This is a genomic window from Pelagihabitans pacificus (assembly GCF_009371985.2).
In the GTDB taxonomy this organism is placed as follows: domain Bacteria; phylum Bacteroidota; class Bacteroidia; order Flavobacteriales; family Flavobacteriaceae; genus Pelagihabitans; species Pelagihabitans pacificus.
This window is the reverse complement of record NZ_VIKU02000001.1, coordinates 514,594-533,422: the sequence shown is the minus strand read 5'-3', so window position 1 is coordinate 533,422 and position 18,829 is coordinate 514,594. Positions and strand designations below refer to the sequence as shown.

Annotated in this window: 20 protein-coding genes; 12 read left to right on the top strand and 8 right to left on the bottom strand. The window is 46.6% G+C overall.

The annotated features are described in order from the left end of the window. Positions 1-54 precede the first annotated feature (54 nt). A complete protein-coding gene (locus tag FK220_RS02345) occupies positions 55-603 on the bottom strand; it encodes a hypothetical protein (protein WP_152572669.1) in 549 nt (182 codons plus the stop codon). 57 nt (positions 604-660) lie between these two features. Further along, positions 661-2,175 carry a helicase HerA-like domain-containing protein gene (locus tag FK220_RS02340; protein ID WP_152572668.1) on the bottom strand — a complete coding sequence of 505 codons (1,515 nt, stop codon included), beginning with the start codon at positions 2,173-2,175 and terminating at the stop codon, positions 661-663. Positions 2,176-2,284: 109 nt separating this feature from the next. On the opposite strand from FK220_RS02340, the gene FK220_RS02335 reads away from it, so the two are divergent. Beyond that, a complete protein-coding gene (locus FK220_RS02335) occupies positions 2,285-2,917 on the top strand; it encodes a 7-carboxy-7-deazaguanine synthase QueE (protein ID WP_152572667.1) in 633 nt (210 codons plus the stop codon). A gap of 50 nt (positions 2,918-2,967) precedes the next feature. Here the strand turns inward: FK220_RS02335 and FK220_RS02330 are convergent, their stop codons facing one another. Then, positions 2,968-3,345, bottom strand: a complete 378-nt coding sequence (locus tag FK220_RS02330) for a DUF7079 family protein (protein ID WP_152572666.1) — start codon at positions 3,343-3,345, stop codon at positions 2,968-2,970. 86 nt (positions 3,346-3,431) lie between these two features. Here FK220_RS02330 and FK220_RS02325 point away from each other — a divergent pair, with 86 nt between their 5' ends. Then, a complete protein-coding gene (locus FK220_RS02325) occupies positions 3,432-3,770 on the top strand; it encodes a YciI family protein (protein ID WP_152572665.1) in 339 nt (112 codons plus the stop codon). A 1-nt stretch (position 3,771) separates the two neighbouring features. Beyond that, a complete protein-coding gene (locus tag FK220_RS02320) occupies positions 3,772-5,031 on the top strand; it encodes an RNA polymerase sigma factor (RefSeq protein ID WP_152572664.1) in 1,260 nt (419 codons plus the stop codon). A 7-nt stretch (positions 5,032-5,038) separates the two neighbouring features. Here FK220_RS02320 and FK220_RS02315 read toward each other — a convergent pair whose 3' ends face one another. Continuing rightward, positions 5,039-5,917 carry a hypothetical protein gene (locus FK220_RS02315; protein WP_152572663.1) on the bottom strand — a complete coding sequence of 293 codons (879 nt, stop codon included), beginning with the start codon at positions 5,915-5,917 and terminating at the stop codon, positions 5,039-5,041. A 49-nt stretch (positions 5,918-5,966) separates the two neighbouring features. Continuing rightward, positions 5,967-6,668: a class I SAM-dependent methyltransferase gene (locus FK220_RS02310; RefSeq protein WP_152572662.1), complete on the bottom strand. Its 702-nt coding sequence runs from the start codon at positions 6,666-6,668 to the stop codon at positions 5,967-5,969. A 74-nt stretch (positions 6,669-6,742) separates the two neighbouring features. On the opposite strand from FK220_RS02310, the gene FK220_RS02305 reads away from it, so the two are divergent. Both FK220_RS02305 and FK220_RS02300 read left to right on the top strand, forming a co-directional pair. Beyond that, on the top strand, positions 6,743-7,240 hold the full coding sequence (locus FK220_RS02305) for a YkgJ family cysteine cluster protein (RefSeq protein WP_152572661.1): 498 nt from the start codon (positions 6,743-6,745) through the stop codon (positions 7,238-7,240). Positions 7,241-7,455: 215 nt separating this feature from the next. Then, on the top strand, positions 7,456-8,295 hold the full coding sequence (locus FK220_RS02300) for a sterol desaturase family protein (protein WP_152572660.1): 840 nt from the start codon (positions 7,456-7,458) through the stop codon (positions 8,293-8,295). Positions 8,296-8,388: 93 nt separating this feature from the next. On the opposite strand, the gene FK220_RS20320 is transcribed toward FK220_RS02300, so the two are convergent. Continuing rightward, positions 8,389-9,837, bottom strand: a complete 1,449-nt coding sequence (locus tag FK220_RS20320) for a family 43 glycosylhydrolase (protein WP_152572659.1) — start codon at positions 9,835-9,837, stop codon at positions 8,389-8,391. Positions 9,838-9,882: 45 nt separating this feature from the next. Then, positions 9,883-11,136: an exo-beta-N-acetylmuramidase NamZ family protein gene (locus tag FK220_RS02290; protein ID WP_152572658.1), complete on the bottom strand. Its 1,254-nt coding sequence runs from the start codon at positions 11,134-11,136 to the stop codon at positions 9,883-9,885. Between the two features lie 3 nt (positions 11,137-11,139). Here FK220_RS02290 and FK220_RS02285 point away from each other — a divergent pair, with 3 nt between their 5' ends. From FK220_RS02285 to FK220_RS02255, 7 genes are all read left to right on the top strand, one after another. Beyond that, positions 11,140-12,381 (top strand): ABC transporter permease, encoded by a 1,242-nt coding sequence (locus FK220_RS02285; RefSeq protein WP_152572657.1) that lies wholly within the window; start codon positions 11,140-11,142, stop codon positions 12,379-12,381. A gap of 74 nt (positions 12,382-12,455) precedes the next feature. Next, the gene (locus tag FK220_RS02280) at positions 12,456-13,436 is read left to right on the top strand and encodes a PLP-dependent cysteine synthase family protein (protein ID WP_152572656.1); all 981 of its coding nucleotides are present in this window, start codon (positions 12,456-12,458) and stop codon (positions 13,434-13,436) included. 120 nt (positions 13,437-13,556) lie between these two features. Beyond that, on the top strand, positions 13,557-14,963 hold the full coding sequence (locus tag FK220_RS02275; RefSeq protein WP_152572655.1) for a CotH kinase family protein: 1,407 nt from the start codon (positions 13,557-13,559) through the stop codon (positions 14,961-14,963). A 6-nt stretch (positions 14,964-14,969) separates the two neighbouring features. Beyond that, positions 14,970-16,268: a M20/M25/M40 family metallo-hydrolase gene (locus tag FK220_RS02270; RefSeq protein ID WP_152572654.1), complete on the top strand. Its 1,299-nt coding sequence runs from the start codon at positions 14,970-14,972 to the stop codon at positions 16,266-16,268. 1 nt (position 16,269) lies between these two features. Further along, complete coding sequence (locus FK220_RS02265; protein WP_152572653.1) at positions 16,270-17,046, top strand: aldose 1-epimerase; 777 nt, start codon at positions 16,270-16,272, stop codon at positions 17,044-17,046. A 15-nt stretch (positions 17,047-17,061) separates the two neighbouring features. After that, positions 17,062-17,694 (top strand): Crp/Fnr family transcriptional regulator, encoded by a 633-nt coding sequence (locus FK220_RS02260; protein ID WP_152572652.1) that lies wholly within the window; start codon positions 17,062-17,064, stop codon positions 17,692-17,694. An 86-nt stretch (positions 17,695-17,780) separates the two neighbouring features. Then, positions 17,781-18,371: a DinB family protein gene (locus FK220_RS02255; protein WP_152572651.1), complete on the top strand. Its 591-nt coding sequence runs from the start codon at positions 17,781-17,783 to the stop codon at positions 18,369-18,371. Between the two features lie 15 nt (positions 18,372-18,386). Here FK220_RS02255 and FK220_RS02250 read toward each other — a convergent pair whose 3' ends face one another. Further along, on the bottom strand, positions 18,387-18,749 hold the full coding sequence (locus FK220_RS02250) for a DUF1801 domain-containing protein (RefSeq protein WP_152572650.1): 363 nt from the start codon (positions 18,747-18,749) through the stop codon (positions 18,387-18,389). Between the last annotated feature and the right edge of the window lie 80 nt (positions 18,750-18,829).

Genomic DNA, 18,829 nt, shown 5'->3' with positions numbered 1-18,829 from the left:
GCAGGGGCTCCAAGGTCTACATGTTCACTCGCTACCTAAGTCGGTGTCCGAACGCTAGTCCCACCCCAGCATCATATACTTGATCTTGGCCTTGTCGGGTATCTGTACAGCTTCGATATTAACGCTAGAAGCATAGCGCAGACTACTGGGCAGCTCTTCCTTACTGATCGTGAAATATACGTTGCTTTCTTTTACCAGTACCAATACATTATTTCTCGAGGTGATTACCTTTTTAATGGTGTAGGCGTCCTTAATATCCTTGAACGTACTGTTGATATTGATTCCTTTCCCTGTCTTGTACCGGTCATCCTCGAAGCGTACATTTTCGATAGTGGGAATACTGTCGGCGCTGGGGGTCAAGGTCAGCAAATGGGTGCCTCCTTTCTCGTAAATCCTTATTTTTTTTGCCTTATTGCCCAGTCCAAGGCGCAAGGTATCCTTGACAACCGAATCTTGGGCATAGATCAAATCGATATCCCTGGCAAGACTCTCCTTTTCCAAAACACCCACCTTGGTGTCGGTAATCAAAAAGGTGGTGTCGATTTCCTCTTTGCAATTCAAAAGCAAAAAGGCCAACATCAAGACTGAAATGCTATGCTTCATAGATCAATTTTGTTTTGTACGTTGGTATTTTATCGCTTGGGAACTTTACTACTGGATTTATCGCAACACTTTTTTGAGAATGCCCAGAACACCACGGATGAAGGTCGCGCTGGTCAGTACTTTTACGACCGGATCCATACCGGTGCCTCTTCTCCGCGAACTTCGTCGTGCGGGTCTTTCCCTTTCACGTTCCGCCTCTTTTTCTGCATCGGCTTCCGCTTTTTCAATTTTTTCGTTCAGCATCTCATAAGCACTTTCCCTATCGATGATTTCGTTATATTTTCTTACGAGTTTGGAACTGTCGATGACATCTTTGAGTTCTCCATCGGTAAGCACATCCATTCGGCTCATAGGGGCTCTGAGCAATGTGGCGGCGAGTGGGGTAGGGCGTCCTTTTTCATCAAGGGCCGAAATCAGCGCCTCTCCGATTCCTAGGGAGGTCAATACCTCCTTGGTATCGTAATAGGGCGATTCGGGATAGTTTTCCGCCGTGAGCTTAATGGCTTTTCGATCTCTTGCGGTAAATGCACGTAAGGCATGTTGTACCTTTAGCCCTAACTGCGCCAGTACCTCATTGGGCACATCAGTAGGGTTCTGGGTAACGAAATAGAGGCCTATTCCTTTGGAACGAATCAGTTTTACAATACTCTCTATTTGGTCGAGAAGTGCTTTGGAAGCCTCATTAAAGATCAAATGCGCTTCATCGATGAACAAAATGAGTTCTGGCCTATCACTGTCGCCTTGCTCCGGAAAGGTCGCATAAATCTCGGCCAATAAACTCAGCATAAACGTGGAGAACAATTTGGGCCGGTCCTGGATATCGGTCAAACGGATAATGTTGATGTAACCCCTACCATTTTCATCAACGCGTGTCAGGTCGTCGACCTCGAAAGACTTCTCGCCAAAAAATAGGTCGGCGCCCTGTTGTTCCAATTCGATGACTTTTCGCAGAATCGTGCCGGTGCTGCTAGTACTAATGCGACCGTAGTCTTTGGCAAATTCTTTTTTGCCCTCCCCGGTGGCATACTGCAGCACTTTTTTAAAATCTTTTAAATCAAGTAACGGCAACTTATTGTCGTCACAGTACTTGAAAATCACTGCGACGATGCCTTCCTGTGTGGTACTGAGGTCTAAAATTCTGGAGAGTAGCACCGGTCCGAACTCCGAAACCGTAGCACGGAGCTTTACACCATCCTGTTCCGAGAGGGAAAGGATCTCCACCGGAAAACTCTTGGCCTCGAAAGGCAATCCTATCTTGGCATGCCGTTCATCGATTTTGGGATGCCCCGGACTGGGCTGTGCCAGGCCGCTCAAATCCCCCTTTAGGTCCATCAATAACACGGGAATACCCTTGTCCGATAGATTTTCGGCGAGTACCTGAAGGGTTTTGGTCTTTCCGGTTCCTGTTGCCCCGGCGATCAGCCCATGCCGGTTCAGCGTTTTTAGGGGTACCTTCACCAAGGCATCTGTAACCGCCTCCCCGTCCAGCATGGCGGCACCCATGGTAATGAAGTCCCCTTTGGTGGTATAGCCCTTTTCAATATGGCTGAAAAATTCGTCTTTGCTACTCATTTGGAATGAATTTGGTATAAAAATAGGGCAAAATTGCATAATCAAAGTCATTTTGGAATTTGTGTTTCGGAATTTGTGTTTTGGAACCGACAAGACCTATCTTTGCCCAATGGTAAAGAGTGAAGTACTCACATTGGTCGATCAAGGCCTACGGTTGCCGTTGATGGAGGAATTCTACACGATCCAAGGGGAAGGATTCCATAAAGGTACCGCCGCCTATTTTATTCGAGTAGGTGGGTGCGATGTGGGTTGCCATTGGTGCGATGTGAAGGAAAGTTGGAATGCGGACACCCATCCACCGACCGATATTCTGCATATCGTTAAAAATGCCGCAACCTATTCCGATACCATCGTAGTTACTGGTGGGGAGCCCCTTACTTGGGATATGGGCCCCTTGACGGAAGCCCTCAAGGCCAAAAACCTACAGACCCATATAGAGACTTCCGGGGCCTATGTGCTTACCGGCACCTGGGACTGGATATGCCTATCCCCAAAAAAGAACAAACTGCCCGTAGGCACCATCTACGATAAGGCCGATGAGCTAAAGGTGATTGTCTATAACAAACACGATTTGATTTTTGCGGAAGAACAGGCAGCACGGGTCAATAAAGATTGTATCCTGTACTTACAACCCGAATGGAGTGTTCGGGAGAAAGTGACCCCCTTGATCGTCGACTATGTGATGCAAAACCCGAAATGGAAGGTATCGTTGCAAACGCATAAGTACTTAAATATTCCGTAGATGGTTGGCAGGGGTGTTCCCTTATGGCCCATATCGGTACCCTCTGGCGGTTAGGAAACTATTTTATGCAACTCCTCTCCCACCTTGTCCCAGTGCTGTCTGAACATCCCTTTCATTTTCCAATAGACCAATGGGGTGATGATGCGATCTTTAAACCGCTTTTTCCCCATTTTTTCCAAGATGGCCTGTACCAACCATTCTTCCTGAAATCCGTCCCATACACCTGCCACCGATAGCAAGTTGGTATAAAGCACCGGAAAGACTTCCTCCCGGTCTATCTTTCTAACTTCTTCGAAGGAGTAGTTGCTTTCGGCAATGGTCCTTGCTATATGTTTAAAATGATACTCCTGTAGCTCGGTATCGAGATACATATCGGAGAGGGCTATCCAGATTATTTTTCGTTCGTCGATACTGTCAATTGTTCCCATAGCCCTACAAAGTACATTTTTTTAATTTTTTGTCCCTTATTTTTACCCTGGCCTGTCTATAGTACGAACCAATAAATTAATTACGTATGAAAAACTTTATGATTTTGATTCGAGAAGATGCCGCTATCATGGCGAACATGTCCGAGGCGGAAGCCCAGGCGGAGATTAACGAGTACATGGCCTGGGTAGAGGAAATGGCGAAAACCGACAATTATATTTCCGGAGATCCCTTGGAACCTGTGGGCCGCTATCTCAAAAAGGATACAATACATTCAGACGGACCATTCATCGAATCGAAGGAAGCGGTGACGGGATATGTACTAATTCAAGCCAAGGATATAGCCGAAGCGGTGGAATTGGCAAAGCAGTGTCCCGTTTACAAGCATAATGGTGCCGTGGAACTACGACCGATTATGAAGTACTGATTTGGAAAAATCCGAAAACATCAAAAAGGAAGTGGACCGATTGTACCGTGAGCTTTACGGCAAATTGGTCGCTTCCTTGGTTTCTTTCTTTCAACTTTCCAAGATTTCGTTGGCCGAGGATATTGTTCAGGATACCTTTTATACCGCTATAGGCCAATGGCATGAAAAAGGCCTGCCTACCAATCCAAAAGCCTGGCTTTTTCGGGTCTGTAAAAACAAAACGATTAATGCGCTGCGAAGAAAAGATGCACAGTATCCCACATTTAGGGATAACTATACGGAGCAGACCGATAAAGCGAAGATCGCCCAGCTGTTTTTGCCCCATCAGATAAGGGATAGTCGATTACGGCTCCTTTTTGCTACCTGCCATCCCAACCTGTCGCCAAAGTCACAAATTATTTTAACCCTAAAGACCTCTATCGGGTTTCGGATGAATGAAATTGCCAAAGCCTTGGATATGAAGACCGAAGCGGTCAAAAAAAGTCTTACGAGGGCAAAGAGACAGCTGAGAGAACAAAAGTTACCCTTGAACGTTCCGTTTGTCCTGCAATCCAGAGAAAGGTTAAACAGTGTACATCGTGTTCTGTATTTGTTGTTCAACGAGGGATATAGTGCATCAAATGGAGCAAGTTTGATTCGAAGGGAATTGTGTTTGGAAGCGACAAGACTGCTAAAGGCACTTTTGGGGGAGCCACATATTTCGAATGCCGACACCCAAGCACTTTATGCCCTAATGCTCTTTAATATTGCCCGTTTTGATAGTCGTGTAGACCAATACGGAATACCTGTGGAATTGGAATCCCAAGATCGGTCACAGTGGGATCAAGAGATCATACGGTCGGGTATTGTCCATTTCAATGAAGCACGAAAAGCAACCACTTGGTCTTCCTATCATCTTGAAGCAGGAATAGCTTCGCTTCATTGCTCGGCCGCTTCCTTTCAAGACACACGATGGGATGCAGTGCTAGGCTTGTACAATAGGTTGTTGCAGCTCAATTCCGGTGCCCATATCCAACTAAACCGTTCCATCGCACTATTTTACTCCGGCAATCGGGGGAAAGCTATCGATGAGGTAGAAAAATTGAAAGGGATGGAGCATCATCATCTGTATTTTGCGACTTTGGCCAAGATGTACGCCCTTATGGGAGAGGAAAAAAAGGCCATCGACTATTATTTGGATGCCCTATCATTGACCCAATTGGAGGTGGCGCGGACCTTTATCCAAGATAAGATTCGGATGTTAAAGGGAACTTTCGATTAATACCTCGTTACCTTCCTCCGTTGGCCTGAAGGTCCAACACGCATTCCGCATCCAGGTCAGGGGCCACCGCTTGGCCTTTGGATACGTTTTGTTCGAGCATCCGTAAGACACTCTCCCCGCTGAGCGAACAAGCGGATTGCAGCCCGTCGATTCCACTTTTGGAAGTTTTGGCAATGGCCCTCGAGGAAGGGCTGAATTGCAGTTCGGCACGCATTAAACACCCTTCTACATTGCAATGGTTGGGTGCTTCCGTATCCTCATGATCGTTTACCGGGTCGCTTCCCAGGTTGACCAGTCCGAACAAATGGCCAAATTCATGGTTCACGGTAGCGCCTTCTACATCGGAGTCGGAAATAAAAAGGCTCCGGGCGGCCAATCTTCGGACCGTTACTTCGTGAATGACCATCGAGGTATTTCGATAGACAGCGCCGAGGGTTACCAGCCCTTCTTCCTCGTCGTCGTCCACGGAAGGGGCATCGGCGAAATAGATATAAACCGCCAAGGTCTCCCCATCATTATAGGCCGTACGGTTCTCACTTTCGAGATCGGCGATTTCCTGAAGCGTCAAATCTTCCTCGCCGGGAGAAGGCAATTCCAGGTAATCGATTTCGATATCCACTTTAAATGTGTGTGTACTTAGATAATCGACAAACTCGTCCATCGCGGTCGCAGTAGGTCTAAAACCTTCCACGTAGGCGATTTCTATCAACAATTTGCTAAAGCTGTCATTGGAAAGAAGATCGTTGGCAGAATCACCGCTGCCCAACAGATTGGCGGATTTATCGATCGTCACCGGTGTTTCTATCGGCGCTGGATCGTCATCGTTGGAACATCCAAAAACGACACCCACAAACGACATCAAAATGAGAAAATGGTTCTTTTTCATAGCCTATTTCATTTTTGACTGTAGCAATATAACGCAAAAAACGTGCCCACTAGTACTTTCTAGGGCTCAATCTGGCCAAATAGTCGTAATGTTCGCCATCACCTACAAGTTCACAACTGAAATCATGGGCTTTAGCGATTTCTTCCAGCACCCCATAGGAGACGTACAGCCAAGGAAAGGAGGGTCCGGTCATACCTTTGTACTGTATGGTAAATGTTACTTCGCCATAGTAATGTTCCCATTCCTGGGGTTTGTCCCCTTCATCGAACATGTAGATGATATCACTTGAATCCAACAATAACTGTCCGCCGGGGCGAAGCAGTGTTTTCAAATGGTCCAAAAAAGGACCTAGTTGTGCCAGGGTTCCAACAATACCGATGCCGTTCATCAACATCAGAAGCGTATCGAACCGTTGGCCTTCGTAGCTGCATATATCGCAAAGGACCGTTTGTCGAACCCCCCTTATTCGGCACGTTTCGATGGCGCCGGGGGAATGGTCTATAGCGGTGACGTCCAGACCCCGTTCCTGTAGAACAAGGCTGTGACTCCCTGCCCCACAGCCGATATCCAAAATACGGCCTTCGCAGCCTTTCAAGGCCTTTTGTTCCAAAGGGGGCATTTGTTGGAAATTCCGGAACAAATAGGGCAGGGGCATAACGTCTTCTTCCCCCAGGGAAGAAAATGTGATCAGGTCTTCGGTATACGCCCCTTTTTGGTAATCGAGCAAAGCAGTCCCAAAAATATCTTCCATAAGCCATGATATCTCATACAAAAATGCCGCTTTATTGTATTTCTTGCCTAGTTTTGAAACAATAATCGGTAGTCATGAAGGAAATCATCGAGCAACTTCCGGAAAGAGCTCGTCAAAATCAATCGGAAAACAAGAAGTTTTTTACCAAGCTTAGAAAGAAACCGCCGAAAGTTTTGGATTATCTGATGCAGGAATTGCATACGGAGGAATTCAAGAAAACCGATTGCCTGGAATGTGCCAATTGCTGTAAGACTACGGGTCCGCTTTTCACCAATTCGGATATAGAGCGAATATCCAAGCATTTTCGGCTAAGGCCCCAACGGTTCATTGAGCGCTATCTGAGACTCGATGAAGACAACGATTACGTACTACAGGAGCTGCCCTGTGCTTTTTTAGGGGACGATCATTATTGTTCGATCTATGAGGTGCGCCCCAAGGCCTGTCGTGAATTTCCGCATACGGATAGGAAAAAGTTTCATCAGATCAGCCACCTGACCCTGAAAAACGTCGCTGTTTGTCCGGCTGCCTTCAACATCGTCGAAGAAATGAAAAAGCGATTGAAGTTGAGGTAAATTGTTGGTAGTGGCTGTTCGTAGTCCACGGTGTCGTTATTCAAGGTTCACAGTGCAGTCTTTTTCTTTTGGAGCGCCCGGCATTCCAAATCCGGTTGGCGACATCAATTTATTTTTCGCATTGGTATTTGATTTTGGAGTTTACATTTGTATTGGGTTTTTTAACTTCTGCCGGAACTTTTTAACTAGCAGACGAAATTTGTAACTTTACAGCTATGGAAACGCTGATCACCTATTTCGAAAATATTCCCTCTACACATCGAAGTGCCCTGTTGGTTGGGGGAATCACTCTCTTTTGGCTATTGGAAGGTGCGGTGCCTCTTTTTAAATTCAACTATAAGAAGTGGCGACATGCCCTGCCCAATTTCTTTTTTACCCTCACTACCATCATTATCAATTTTGCGTTTGCCTTTCTGCTACTGAAAACGGCCGATTTTACGGTAGCAAACGACTTTGGAATCATCAATTGGTTGCCGGTCATGCCCTTGTGGCTGTATATTCTCCTAGGACTGTTGTTGTTGGACCTGATTGGTGCATATCTGGCGCATTTGGTGGAGCATAAGGTCAAGCCTTTGTGGATGATCCATCTGGTGCACCATACGGATCATAATGTTGATACCACGACTGCCAACCGACACCATCCTTTGGAAAGTGTCATTCGATTTACCTTTACCCTCTTTGGTGTGTTCCTGGTTGGGACGCCTATCGGGATCGTGATGCTGTACCAATCACTTTCCTTGGTATTGAGTCAATTCAACCACGCCAATATCAGGTTGCCTAAAAAAGTGGATGATGCGCTGAGTTGGTTCATCGTTTCACCCGATATGCATAAGGTACACCATCATTATGTACTTCCGTATACCGACAGCAACTACGGGAATATCTTTTCGATTTGGGACCGTTTGTTCGGTACCTATATGAAGTTCGACCGGGAGGCCATTGTCTATGGGGTAGACACCTTTCCCGATGAGGTAGAGAACGCCAGTATCACCGGACTTCTAAAACAACCCTTTCATAAATACCGCAGGCCGACTACGGTGCAGTTAGACGAATGATTGGAACAGGGCAGATCCCTGATCTGATGCTCTAGTGTACGTTATAGCATTTAGAGTGCTATCCGTTTTTGAAACGGGACACCGAATAATACCCTATCTCAGGGTAGCCTGCCATGAATCGACCCACTTTAGGGGCTGTATGGTTCCATCCGCATTAAAACGCAAGGGGTCGCTCCAGTATTGGTAATCGTGTCCTTTGGTATTGTCAGAGGCCGAGCCCCATAAATCACCCATCCAAATAAACTGCTCCCCATTGGCGGTATTTAATGTCATCACATAGGTTTGTTGTGCCGGTATGATAGGTCTTTGTGGTATATCTTTTCCGGTAAGATAGCTAGTTGCAGGAATGGTCGTATCGTCGGTGGCATTTTTTAAGAGTTTTACCTCGTTGACATATGCATGGTCATACACATAGTCATTACCAAGGCTAATCCGAAGGCGGTCGGTGTTGATTTTGGAAAAGCTGATCAGTGCCTTTTCCTTTAGGGCCGATTGGATTATTTCCAAAGACACGGGTTCGGTAGCTTTCCATTGCCCGTTGTTCCAATGGGAGATTTCGAATTTGGGTGTCACGATTTCCGGATGTACCCTAGGATTATTGACATCGCCACAATTTTCCGGTCTATTTCCCGTAAACAAATGTATTTCTATTCCACTGATTTCACTGGGTTCCTTAAGCACTGTTTCCAAGTGATGGAAACCTTCCTTGGTCTTTGTCAAGGTTTCATATTTAGTACCGGTGAGCACTCCATCGTTCAATACCAAGGATGGGGTTCCAGGATAACGATTGATGTTCCCGGTATAGACATAATCGGTCATGGGATTTTCCGAAATGTATACCCTTGCACCGGAGCCATAATTACAAAAACAACAAGTATGATCCGTAAGTAAATAATACTTTCCGTTTCGTTTGAACTGGGAACCCGCTTCCATGTGTTCGGCTATGATTCCGCCATTTTGCATGGAGGAAGATAGATAATCGTCGCTCAATTTTTCGATGGATACCTGATGGTTCTGAATGGTATTGTAACTGATATAGGCGGTTTGGTCATCGTCAACAAAAAGACCGAAATCGCCCAACCCCACCTTGGAACGAACCATTCTAACGTTGTCGTTTACAATTTTAAAAGGTCCCGTTGGGGTATCGCTGGTGGCTACCCCGAAACGTCCTTCCCACAATTTGGGATACCAATTGTACCAGAGCACGTATTTTTGGGTCTTTTGATTATAGATGACATGGGGTCGGTAGTACACCCCTATCGGTTGGTTTTCAAGTAGTTTCCCTTCCTTTTTCCAGTCCGTAAGATTCTTGGAGCTGTAGCAATAATAAGTATTTTTATGAGTGAATCCGTTGGTGTTTCCGTAGGCGGTCCCATACCAATAGAAGCGATTTCCGAACTGGATGACCCTGCCGTCGTGGGCATCGACCACTGCTCCCTGTTCATCGAGTTTAGGCAGGGTGTTATCGATTTGTAACGTCTGCCCATAAGCTGCTAGGGCGAAAAAGAATAAGAGCGTTGTCGGCAGTGAAGTCAATCCCATGGTTTTAACTTTGATGTATTTCTCTTTAATGGTAACGACCGTAGTTCAATCGTATAGCAAATATTTTTCCCGTAGCTTTTTAAATCGGTTCAAATCGTTTTGCCAAGTTGCCTTGATGGCTTCTTCGGAGAGCCCTGCTTCGATTTGTTTCTGTAGTTTTTCCGTACCCGCGTGTTTGGTGAACCCTTCTGTATTGAACATTTTGCCGGGGTCTTTCGCATTGCGGTAGGCATCGATTACCCATTCCAGGGACACTTTGTTCATTTTTGGGTGTTGGGATAAGTCTTTCCCGTAACAGGTTTCCCCCTGGTGTTTGGGGTTTTTGGAACCAAAATTGGGTGTTGGGATATAGTTGAAATCATATTTTTCGGGCGTTAAAAAAGGAGCCCCGTAACGTTGAAACTGAAACTCGGTCCCCCGCCCCGCATTGATATTAGTGCCCTCAAAAAGACCTAGACTGGGATACAGGTTGATCGACACATCGTCGGGTAGATTGGGAGAGGGCCGAATGGGTAGGCTGTAGTCCGAGTTATGGTCCCAGTTCTCCAAAGTGACAACGGTCAAATCCGCTTTATTACCGCCCTCGAGCCACCCTTCCCCATTGATCATGGTGGCATATTCCCCGATGGTCATGCCATAGACCAACGGAATTTCCGTCATGCCTAAAAATCCGGTGTGTGCTTTCTCCATGGTAGGTCCGTCAACATAGTGGGCATTTGGATTGGGACGGTCTAGCACTACTATAGGAATTCCGTTTTCGGCACAGGCCTCCATCACTAGTTGCAAGGTGGCAATATACGTGTAGAAGCGTACTCCGACATCCTGAATATCGAACAATACAAGGTCAAGGTCTTTTAATTGTTCTTTGGTAGGTTTCCGATTCGTTCCGTAGAGCGATATAATGGGGAGGCCAGTTTTCGTGTCCGTGCCATCGCTTACCTTCTCCCCTGCATCTGCTTTTCCCCGAAATCCATGTTCGGGCGCAAAGACTTTCCCAATATTCACCCCCAGGACAAGTAAGGAATCGATCAAGTGGATATGAGGTCGCGGTTCTTCGGCCTCCCCTTTAAAAATAACGCTGGTCTGATTGGCTACAACCCCTACTTTTTTCTCCCGTAATAAGGGAATATATTGAGTGGTGCGATTGGCGGCGACCACTATTTCCTGTATGGAGTCGGCGTTTATTTTCTCTGGAGCCTGTTCTGTTACCGTGTTCTTTTGCTTTGATGGGTTTCCACAGGCCGAGACCCACAAAACCCACAATAAAAATGTACTTTTGACAGCGGAAATAAATGCCATAGATTGAATTTTGAATTTTACATCGCCAAGCGACTTATTACAGGCAAGGAGCATAAAATTAGCATATCCGCCCCAATAATAAAAATTGCTATTTCGGCCATCGCCATTGGTCTTGTGATGATGTTGATCGCCATCGCCACCGGCGTCGGGCTCAAGTATAAGATCCGGGAGAAAGTCGCGGCCTTCAACGGGCATATTCAAATTTCGAATTATGACAATAATCGGTCCGAAGTGTCGGTGGCACCCGTATCGATCCACCAGGATTTTTATCCCGAGTTTACGACCGTAGAGGATGTTTCCCATGTTCAGGCGGTGGCGATGAAGGGCGGGGTCATCCGTACGGAGGTCACTTTCGATGCCTTTATCGCAAAGGGGGTCGGTGCCGATTACCATTGGGATGTTTTCAGGGAATATCTGGTAACGGGAAGACTACCCGATTATTCCGGAGAGATCAGCGAAGAGGTATTACTGTCCGCATTGATGGCGAATCGTCTTCGGTTGGAAGTTGGCGACACCTTTTATGCCTTGTTCCCAAAACAGGAAGATGCCCTCAAAGCCCCTAACCAACGAAAGTTCACGATCGTGGGTTTGTATGACAGTGGTTTTGAGGAGCTGGATAGCAAATACATCTTCACCGATATCCGCCATATTCAACGGATGAATAAATGGACGCCCGATCAAATTGGAAATTTCGAGGTTTTTCTGAACAATTTTGATGATTTGGACGAAAAGGCAAGGGAAATTTATGGAAAGACCCTTTCGAACCTGGATACAAGGAGCATCAAGGAGAGCTACTTTCAGATTTTCGAATGGATCGGACTGTTCGATTTCAATATCGCCATTATCATCGGCATTATGATTATCGTGGGGGGAATCAATATGATAACGGCCCTTTTGGTACTTATTTTGGAGCGTACGCAAATGATCGGGATTTTAAAGGCCTTAGGCAGTTCGAACTGGAGTATTCGAAAGATATTTTTGTACAATGCCGCCTATCTGATCAGTATCGGACTCTTTTGGGGCAACCTGATCGGTCTCGGGGTATTGTTGTTACAACAACGGTACCGCCTGTTCAAGTTTCCCAATCCGAAGGAGTATTATATCGATTATATTCCGGTACATCTCGATATATTCACTATCATCATATTGAATATCGGGGTGTTGTTCCTGTGTTTGTTAATGCTTTTGATTCCCTCCTATATTATCACTAAAATAACCCCTGTAAAGGCAATCAAGTTTGAGTAAGTAATCCCTTGTAAAGAGATGCGACGCACAAGATAGGAAGGTATGATCGCTAAATTTAGAATAGATAAGATACCATGAAGTACGCAGAAAATATATTGGAAACTATCGGGCAAACCCCCTTGGTGAAACTAAATAAATTAACCGCCGAACTACCATGTTTGGTGTTGGCCAAATACGAGACCTTTAATCCCGGAAATTCGGTAAAAGACCGTATGGCCCTCCAGATTGTGGAAGATGCCGAGGCTTCGGGTATTTTAAAACCAAGCTACACCATTATCGAAGGTACCTCCGGAAATACCGGAATGGGCCTGGCTTTGGCAGCGGCAGTTAAGGGGTACAAACTGATTTGTGTACTGAGCGATAAACAATCCAAGGAAAAAATGGACGTGTTACGGGCGATGGGGAGCGAGGTACACGTATGCCCCACCGATGTGGCGCCCGAAGATCCACGAAGCTACTATTCGACCGCAAAGCGCCTGGCAACGGAAATCCCGAATTCATGGTATGTGAACCAGTACGACAATCCCTCGAACTGCAGGGCCCATTTTATGAGTACGGGTCCTGAAATATGGGAACAGACCGAGGGAAAAGTCACCCATTTTGTGGTAGGGGTCGGTACCGGGGGTACCATTTCAGGGGTGGGTTCTTATCTGAAAATGAAAAATCCCAATGTAAAGGTTTGGGGTATCGACACTTATGGTTCTGTCTTTAAAAAATACCACGAGACCGGAATCTTCGATAAAAATGAGATTTATCCTTATGTCACCGAAGGCATTGGGGAAGACATTCTTCCAAAAAATGTGCGTTTTGAGATCATCGATGGTTTTACCAAGGTAACGGATAAGGATGCCGCTGTCTATACGCGACGCCTTGCCCGGGAAGAAGGAATGTTCTTGGGGAACTCGGCCGGGGCGGCCGTCAAGGGATTACTTCAATTAAAGGAGCACTTCACGAAAGACGATGTAGTGGTCGTCCTGTTTCACGATCATGGCAGCCGCTATGTGGGTAAAATCTTTAACGACGATTGGATGCGCGAAAAGGGCTTTTTGGATTAGTTTCGTACCTTAGTTTGGCGGTTGTTGCATTGTTTTGTTGTCTATTTGTGGGAATCTATGGAAAGAGTGCGCGTACAGATAAGAATAATCAACTTTGTAAAGAACCATAAAATTGCACCGATGTCCCGAAAATGTTCCCTTTTTGAATACTTGGTCCGAGTTACGGGCTGTCTTCTCTTTGCATTCCTGATTTTCACCTGTAGCAAGGACGATGCTCCGCCACCGGTCGAGGGGGAGGAAGAACAGCCGACCGTACCTACCAGCTCCGGTGATTTGCCGTTGATGGTCATTAGCACTCCGAATAATACCATCGTCGATGAGCCAAAGGTGAATGGCGAAATGACCGTCATCAAAAGAGGGGAACTATTGTTCGAGGGCAATATCGGTATCGAGATACGGGGTGCCTCCTCCCAATTTTTCGATAAAAAGTCATACGGTTTGGAAACCAGGGATGCCAGCAATCAAGATTTGGACGTTTCCCTTTTAGGTTTTCCGGAAGAGGAAGACTGGGTATTGCATGGCCCGTATAGCGATAAGTCGTTGGTGAGGAACCACCTGATTTACGGGTTGGCACGGGATATGGGGCGATATGCCAGTCGAAGCGAACTCGTGGAACTGAATTTGAATGGGACCTATAGGGGGGTGTATGCATTCATGGAGAAGTTAAAAAGGGACAAGAATCGGATTGCCGTTTCCAAACTCACCAGTGATGAGGTTTCGGGAGAAGACCTTACCGGAGGCTATGTTCTTAAAATCGATAAACTATCCCGTTCGGACAATGGGCAATCCTACACAAGCGCGAATTCGTTTGAATCCCGGATTGTACCGCCTTCGGCAGGTATGGGGCAAGCGATCAACTTTGTATATGAATATCCCGAAGCGGAGGATATTGTGCCCGAACAGCAACAGTACATTATTGATTATGTAAGCCAGTTCGAGGCGGCGCTTGCTTCCGATACCTTTACCGACCCCCAAACAGGCTATGCAAATTATATCGACGTCGACAGCTTTATCGATTTTTTTATCCTCACCGAACTTTCCAACAATGTAGATGGGTACCGTTTGAGTACCTATATCCAGAAAGACAAAAATGAAAAACTGGCCATGGGTCCCATTTGGGACTTTAACCTGGCCTTTGGTAACGCGGATTATTGCAGTGGTGGGGAAACCAATGTCTGGGCCTATAAATTCAACGAACGATGCCCCCTTGATATTTGGTTGGTGCCCTTTTGGTGGGAGCGTCTGTTACAGGATCCGGCCTTCACCGAACGCCTGAAGCAGCGATGGGCCACCCTTCGTGGCAGCACACTATCGAATGGTACCATCCTCGGTAAGGTCGACGGATACATCGGTCTTATGCAAGAAGCGGGGGCAATCGATAAAAACTTCGGTACTTGGGATGTCCTGGGTATTTATGTGTGGCCGAATAACTTTGTCGGTCAAACATACAATGACGAAATAGTGTATCTAAAAGACTGGATCACGAACCGGCTGGAATGGTTGGACGGCGCTATGAACGAATTATAAAACCTTATGAAGTATCGGATTTTTAGTGTGGCTTTACTCTCCCTTTTTCTCCTGGTTGAAGTGCAGGCCCAAAAGCTTACGAGAAAGGAGAAAAAATTAGTCAAGTCAATAGAAAACAATAATGCGGATGCCATCGCTTTTCTGGAAAAAGTGGTCAATATCAACAGTGGTACCTTGAATGCCAGTGGTGTAAAGGAAGTAGGTATGGTCTTTCGGGAAGCCTTTGAGGACATCGGTTTCGAGACTTCTTGGATCGATATGCCCGCTGAAATGAATCGGGCCGGCCATTTATTTGCCGAAACGAAGGGAGGCAAGGGGAAGAAATTATTACTGATAGGGCATTTGGATACGGTATTCGAGGAAGACAGTCCCTTTCAACAATTTGAAATGGTCAACGATAGCATTGCCCATGCCCCGGGAGGTAACGATATGAAAGGGGGCAATGTGATCGTGTTGTACGCCTTGAAAGCCCTGCACGAAAATGGGCTGCTCGGCGAGGCCCAGATAATCGTCGCATTTACCGGCGATGAGGAAAGTACCGGAAAACCCTTGGAAGTAAGCCGAAAAGACTTGATCGACGCGGCCAAACGGAGCGATATTGCCCTTGGGTTCGAAACGTCTACAGGATTCAATTATGCCACGGTTGCCAGAAGGGGTGCTTCCGGTTGGGAGCTGAAGGTGACGGGCAAACGTGCCCATTCTTCCGGAGTGTTTAGTGAACGCACCGGTGCCGGTGCCATTTTTGAAATATCGCGTATCCTCAATGAGTTCTACAACGAGGTGCGGGGAGAGGAATACCTCACTTTTAATCCAGGGATACTGCTGGGAGGTACCTTTTTGGAGTATGACCCGAAAAACGGTACGGGCAATGCCTTTGGAAAAAGCAATGTGGTATCGCAAACGGCTATCGCCAAAGGTGGACTCCGATTTATATCCGAGGAGCAAAAGGAAAATGCCAGGGCCAAAATGAGGGAAATCGTAGCAAACAACCTGCCGCGGACCACGGCGGAAATCAGTTTTACCGATAGCTATCCCGCCATGGGGCCGACGGAAAGAAATATGGAATTGTTAGCGCAACTGAACCAAGTAAGTCTTGACCTCGATCAGGGGGAAGTAGTGGCCTACGACCCGGGAAAAAGGGGTGCTGCCGATACTTCGTTTGTGGCCGGGTACGTGGCTTGTCTCGATGGTTTGGGCACTATGGGGTCGGGGGCGCATACCCCTGAGGAAACGGTGAACCTGAATACCATCGAAGCATTGACCAAAAGAACCGCCGTATTGATTTACCGACTTATTAACCAATAAAATGTTAGTACTACACCTCGAAGATCAACAGCTGACCATCGATGCCGGCGAACTGGTCGGATACCAAGTCGATGGCCATGAATGCATTCATCAAAAAGGGAGCCCCGGCTGGCGTAGTTCCGATACCGAGATGTTCCCGATCATAGGCCCCACCGCGGAAGCCCGTTTTCAGGTACAGACCCCTAAAGATATTGCCATTCAGGACCAACATGGGTTGTTACGCGAAATGGACTATGAACTGGTGTCCCAAACCGATACCGAGGCGGTTTTTGAAAAGAGTTACCGGGCACGGACGATGGTCGGGAATTCAAAGTATCCCGAAAAGTCGAACAAACAATATCTTTTTTGGCCCTACGATTTTACATTTGTGAAAAGCTTTCGACTGACCGCCGATGGACTCGAAATCCGTTTTACCGTTTCGGGGGAACGTGATAGTCCGTTTATGCTGGGGTACCATCCCGCGTTCAAATTACACACGGCCAATCCGGTGGTTGTTGCAGGGGAGAAAACCATCACGCTCGATGACATCTTGGCGGTGGGAAGCCGTGCCCTGGAGGTGCCCGATTGTACGGAGATTGTTTTGAAGGACGAAAAGCAACTACGTATCCGTACGGAAGGGTTCCGCAGTTTTATGTTATGGACGGAAGTCCGGAACATGGTCTGTATCGAACCCATTACCTTCTATCCATATGCCGTCAAGCAGCATCGACTCCATGAGGGGTTTGAGTTTCTCTTGGATACACCCAAGGAATTCAAGGTTATCATTGCCGTAACATAATTGATTCCAAAACCTATGAACGAAGTACTTCAAAATAACTATGGTTACCTGCTGGAACCCGAACTCCTAAAAGAGATAGAGGAAGTAGGTGTCTACAAGAAGATTGGTGAGGGTACCCAATTAATGGATATCGGGGAACCTATCAGTACCATGCCCCTGTTGTTGAACGGTGCCATCAAGGTTTTACGGGAGGATGAAAAAGGGGACGAATTGCTTCTCTACTTTTTGGAGCGGGGCGATACCTGTGCGATGACTTTTTCCTGTTGTATGGGGAAAAGTAAAAGTGAGATACGGGCCATTGCCGAGTCGGATACGGAGTTGTTGTTGATTCCCGTGGAAAAAATGGAAGTATGGATGGGACGTTATAAGACCTGGCAGCAGTTTATCCTCGACAGCTACCACACTAGGATGATGGAACTGCTCGATACAGTGGATACCCTGGCCTTTATGAAAATGGACGAGCGCCTGCTCAAGCATCTGCAGGACAAGGCCAAGGTGAATCACGACGACATGGTACAGACCACCCACAAGGATATTGCGTTGGACATGCACACCTCTCGGGTCGTTGTTTCGAGACTCCTGAAGAAATTGGAAAAGGAGGGTAAGATCGAGATGCACCGCAACCAGATCAGGGTCATTGACCTTTAGTGCGCTGGAACCGAGTCCTCGCTATGCCCGTCAAAACCTATACGACAACCAATGTACCTTCTTTGATACGATTAAACCGGCATTACATGAAATTGATTACCCTACTATTTTTGTTACTGACCTTCACCCATATGAACGCTCAAAACATCCAAGAAAATCCCTTGCCCTATGCAGAGATTCCCGAGGCCCCGGCAAGCTATACCCCGGGAACGGTTATTTCTAGAATGATAGACGGACTCGGATTTCGTTATCATTGGGCTACCGAAGGATTGACCCAGGAAGATCTGGACTACCGCCCCGGTAATGATGGCCGCACCATTGCCGAGACCATGGATCATTTGTACGGGCTGTCGATGGTCATTGTAAACTCCGCCAAAAAAGAACCCCGTGATTTTACCGTGGAACAACCTACATTGAGCATGGCCCAAAAACGAAAAGCGACCCTTGAAAATTTGGAAGTGGCGAGTCGACTCTTTAGGGAAACCAGTAATTTAGAGGAACACAAGCTTGTTTTTATCCGGGCCAACGGCCGTCTCGAATTTCCGTTTTGGAACAACATCAATGGTCCGATCGAGGATGCCATTTGGCATGCAGGGCAAGTGGTGGTCCTACGACGATCGGCAGGTAACCCCATTAATCCCAAGGTCAACGTTTTTTTGGGAAAATTGAATGACTAGGATTTTAATCCGTACTTACTTCTTCCAAAAACCTTGGTCCCGCACCGAAAAGGCGTCATTCAATACGTCGATAAGAATCTCGTTGTTGATTTCCTCCAGGCTTTTATAGCGTAGGGATCGCATCATTTTGCGACCGGTGGTGGTCATATGCTCCAAATGTACCGTCAGGTGGACGGCGCTCCAAAAACCAAGGTCCACGTAATCCTTGGATTGGTTGAGATAGCAGAACGGTTTTCCATCCAAATAATAAAACGGGATACGGTACTTGTATTTTAGGTCCACCCCGGGCACCGCATGTTCTATCACCGATTGTAGGTGCAAAAGGATGCCCCGGAACGGTTCGGGTTGTTCCAATATGTAGCTTTCCGCTGGATTCATACCCTGATAAATTTACTATTTCTTAACCAAATCACCTTAATATTCTGTAATTTGAAAGGCGTTAATCACGTATTTTTAAA

Coding starts and splice junctions, on each gene's coding strand:
- FK220_RS02305 (WP_152572661.1), top strand. CDS start 6,743: ATGAAGGAAATCATCGAGCAACTTCCGGAAAGAGCTCGTCAAAATCAA.
- FK220_RS02250 (WP_152572650.1), bottom strand. CDS start 18,749: ATGAATCCAGCGGAAAGCTACATATTGGAACAACCCGAACCGTTCCGG.
- FK220_RS02270 (WP_152572654.1), top strand. CDS start 14,970: ATGAAGTATCGGATTTTTAGTGTGGCTTTACTCTCCCTTTTTCTCCTG.
- FK220_RS02340 (WP_152572668.1), bottom strand. CDS start 2,175: ATGAGTAGCAAAGACGAATTTTTCAGCCATATTGAAAAGGGCTATACC.
- FK220_RS02310 (WP_152572662.1), bottom strand. CDS start 6,668: ATGGAAGATATTTTTGGGACTGCTTTGCTCGATTACCAAAAAGGGGCG.
- FK220_RS02330 (WP_152572666.1), bottom strand. CDS start 3,345: ATGGGAACAATTGACAGTATCGACGAACGAAAAATAATCTGGATAGCC.
- FK220_RS20320 (WP_152572659.1), bottom strand. CDS start 9,837: ATGGGATTGACTTCACTGCCGACAACGCTCTTATTCTTTTTCGCCCTA.
- FK220_RS02280 (WP_152572656.1), top strand. CDS start 12,456: ATGAAGTACGCAGAAAATATATTGGAAACTATCGGGCAAACCCCCTTG.
- FK220_RS02315 (WP_152572663.1), bottom strand. CDS start 5,917: ATGAAAAAGAACCATTTTCTCATTTTGATGTCGTTTGTGGGTGTCGTT.
- FK220_RS02275 (WP_152572655.1), top strand. CDS start 13,557: ATGTCCCGAAAATGTTCCCTTTTTGAATACTTGGTCCGAGTTACGGGC.
- FK220_RS02325 (WP_152572665.1), top strand. CDS start 3,432: ATGAAAAACTTTATGATTTTGATTCGAGAAGATGCCGCTATCATGGCG.
- FK220_RS02290 (WP_152572658.1), bottom strand. CDS start 11,136: ATGGCATTTATTTCCGCTGTCAAAAGTACATTTTTATTGTGGGTTTTG.
- FK220_RS02260 (WP_152572652.1), top strand. CDS start 17,062: ATGAACGAAGTACTTCAAAATAACTATGGTTACCTGCTGGAACCCGAA.
- FK220_RS02345 (WP_152572669.1), bottom strand. CDS start 603: ATGAAGCATAGCATTTCAGTCTTGATGTTGGCCTTTTTGCTTTTGAAT.
- FK220_RS02335 (WP_152572667.1), top strand. CDS start 2,285: ATGGTAAAGAGTGAAGTACTCACATTGGTCGATCAAGGCCTACGGTTG.
- FK220_RS02265 (WP_152572653.1), top strand. CDS start 16,270: ATGTTAGTACTACACCTCGAAGATCAACAGCTGACCATCGATGCCGGC.
- FK220_RS02255 (WP_152572651.1), top strand. CDS start 17,781: ATGAAATTGATTACCCTACTATTTTTGTTACTGACCTTCACCCATATG.
- FK220_RS02300 (WP_152572660.1), top strand. CDS start 7,456: ATGGAAACGCTGATCACCTATTTCGAAAATATTCCCTCTACACATCGA.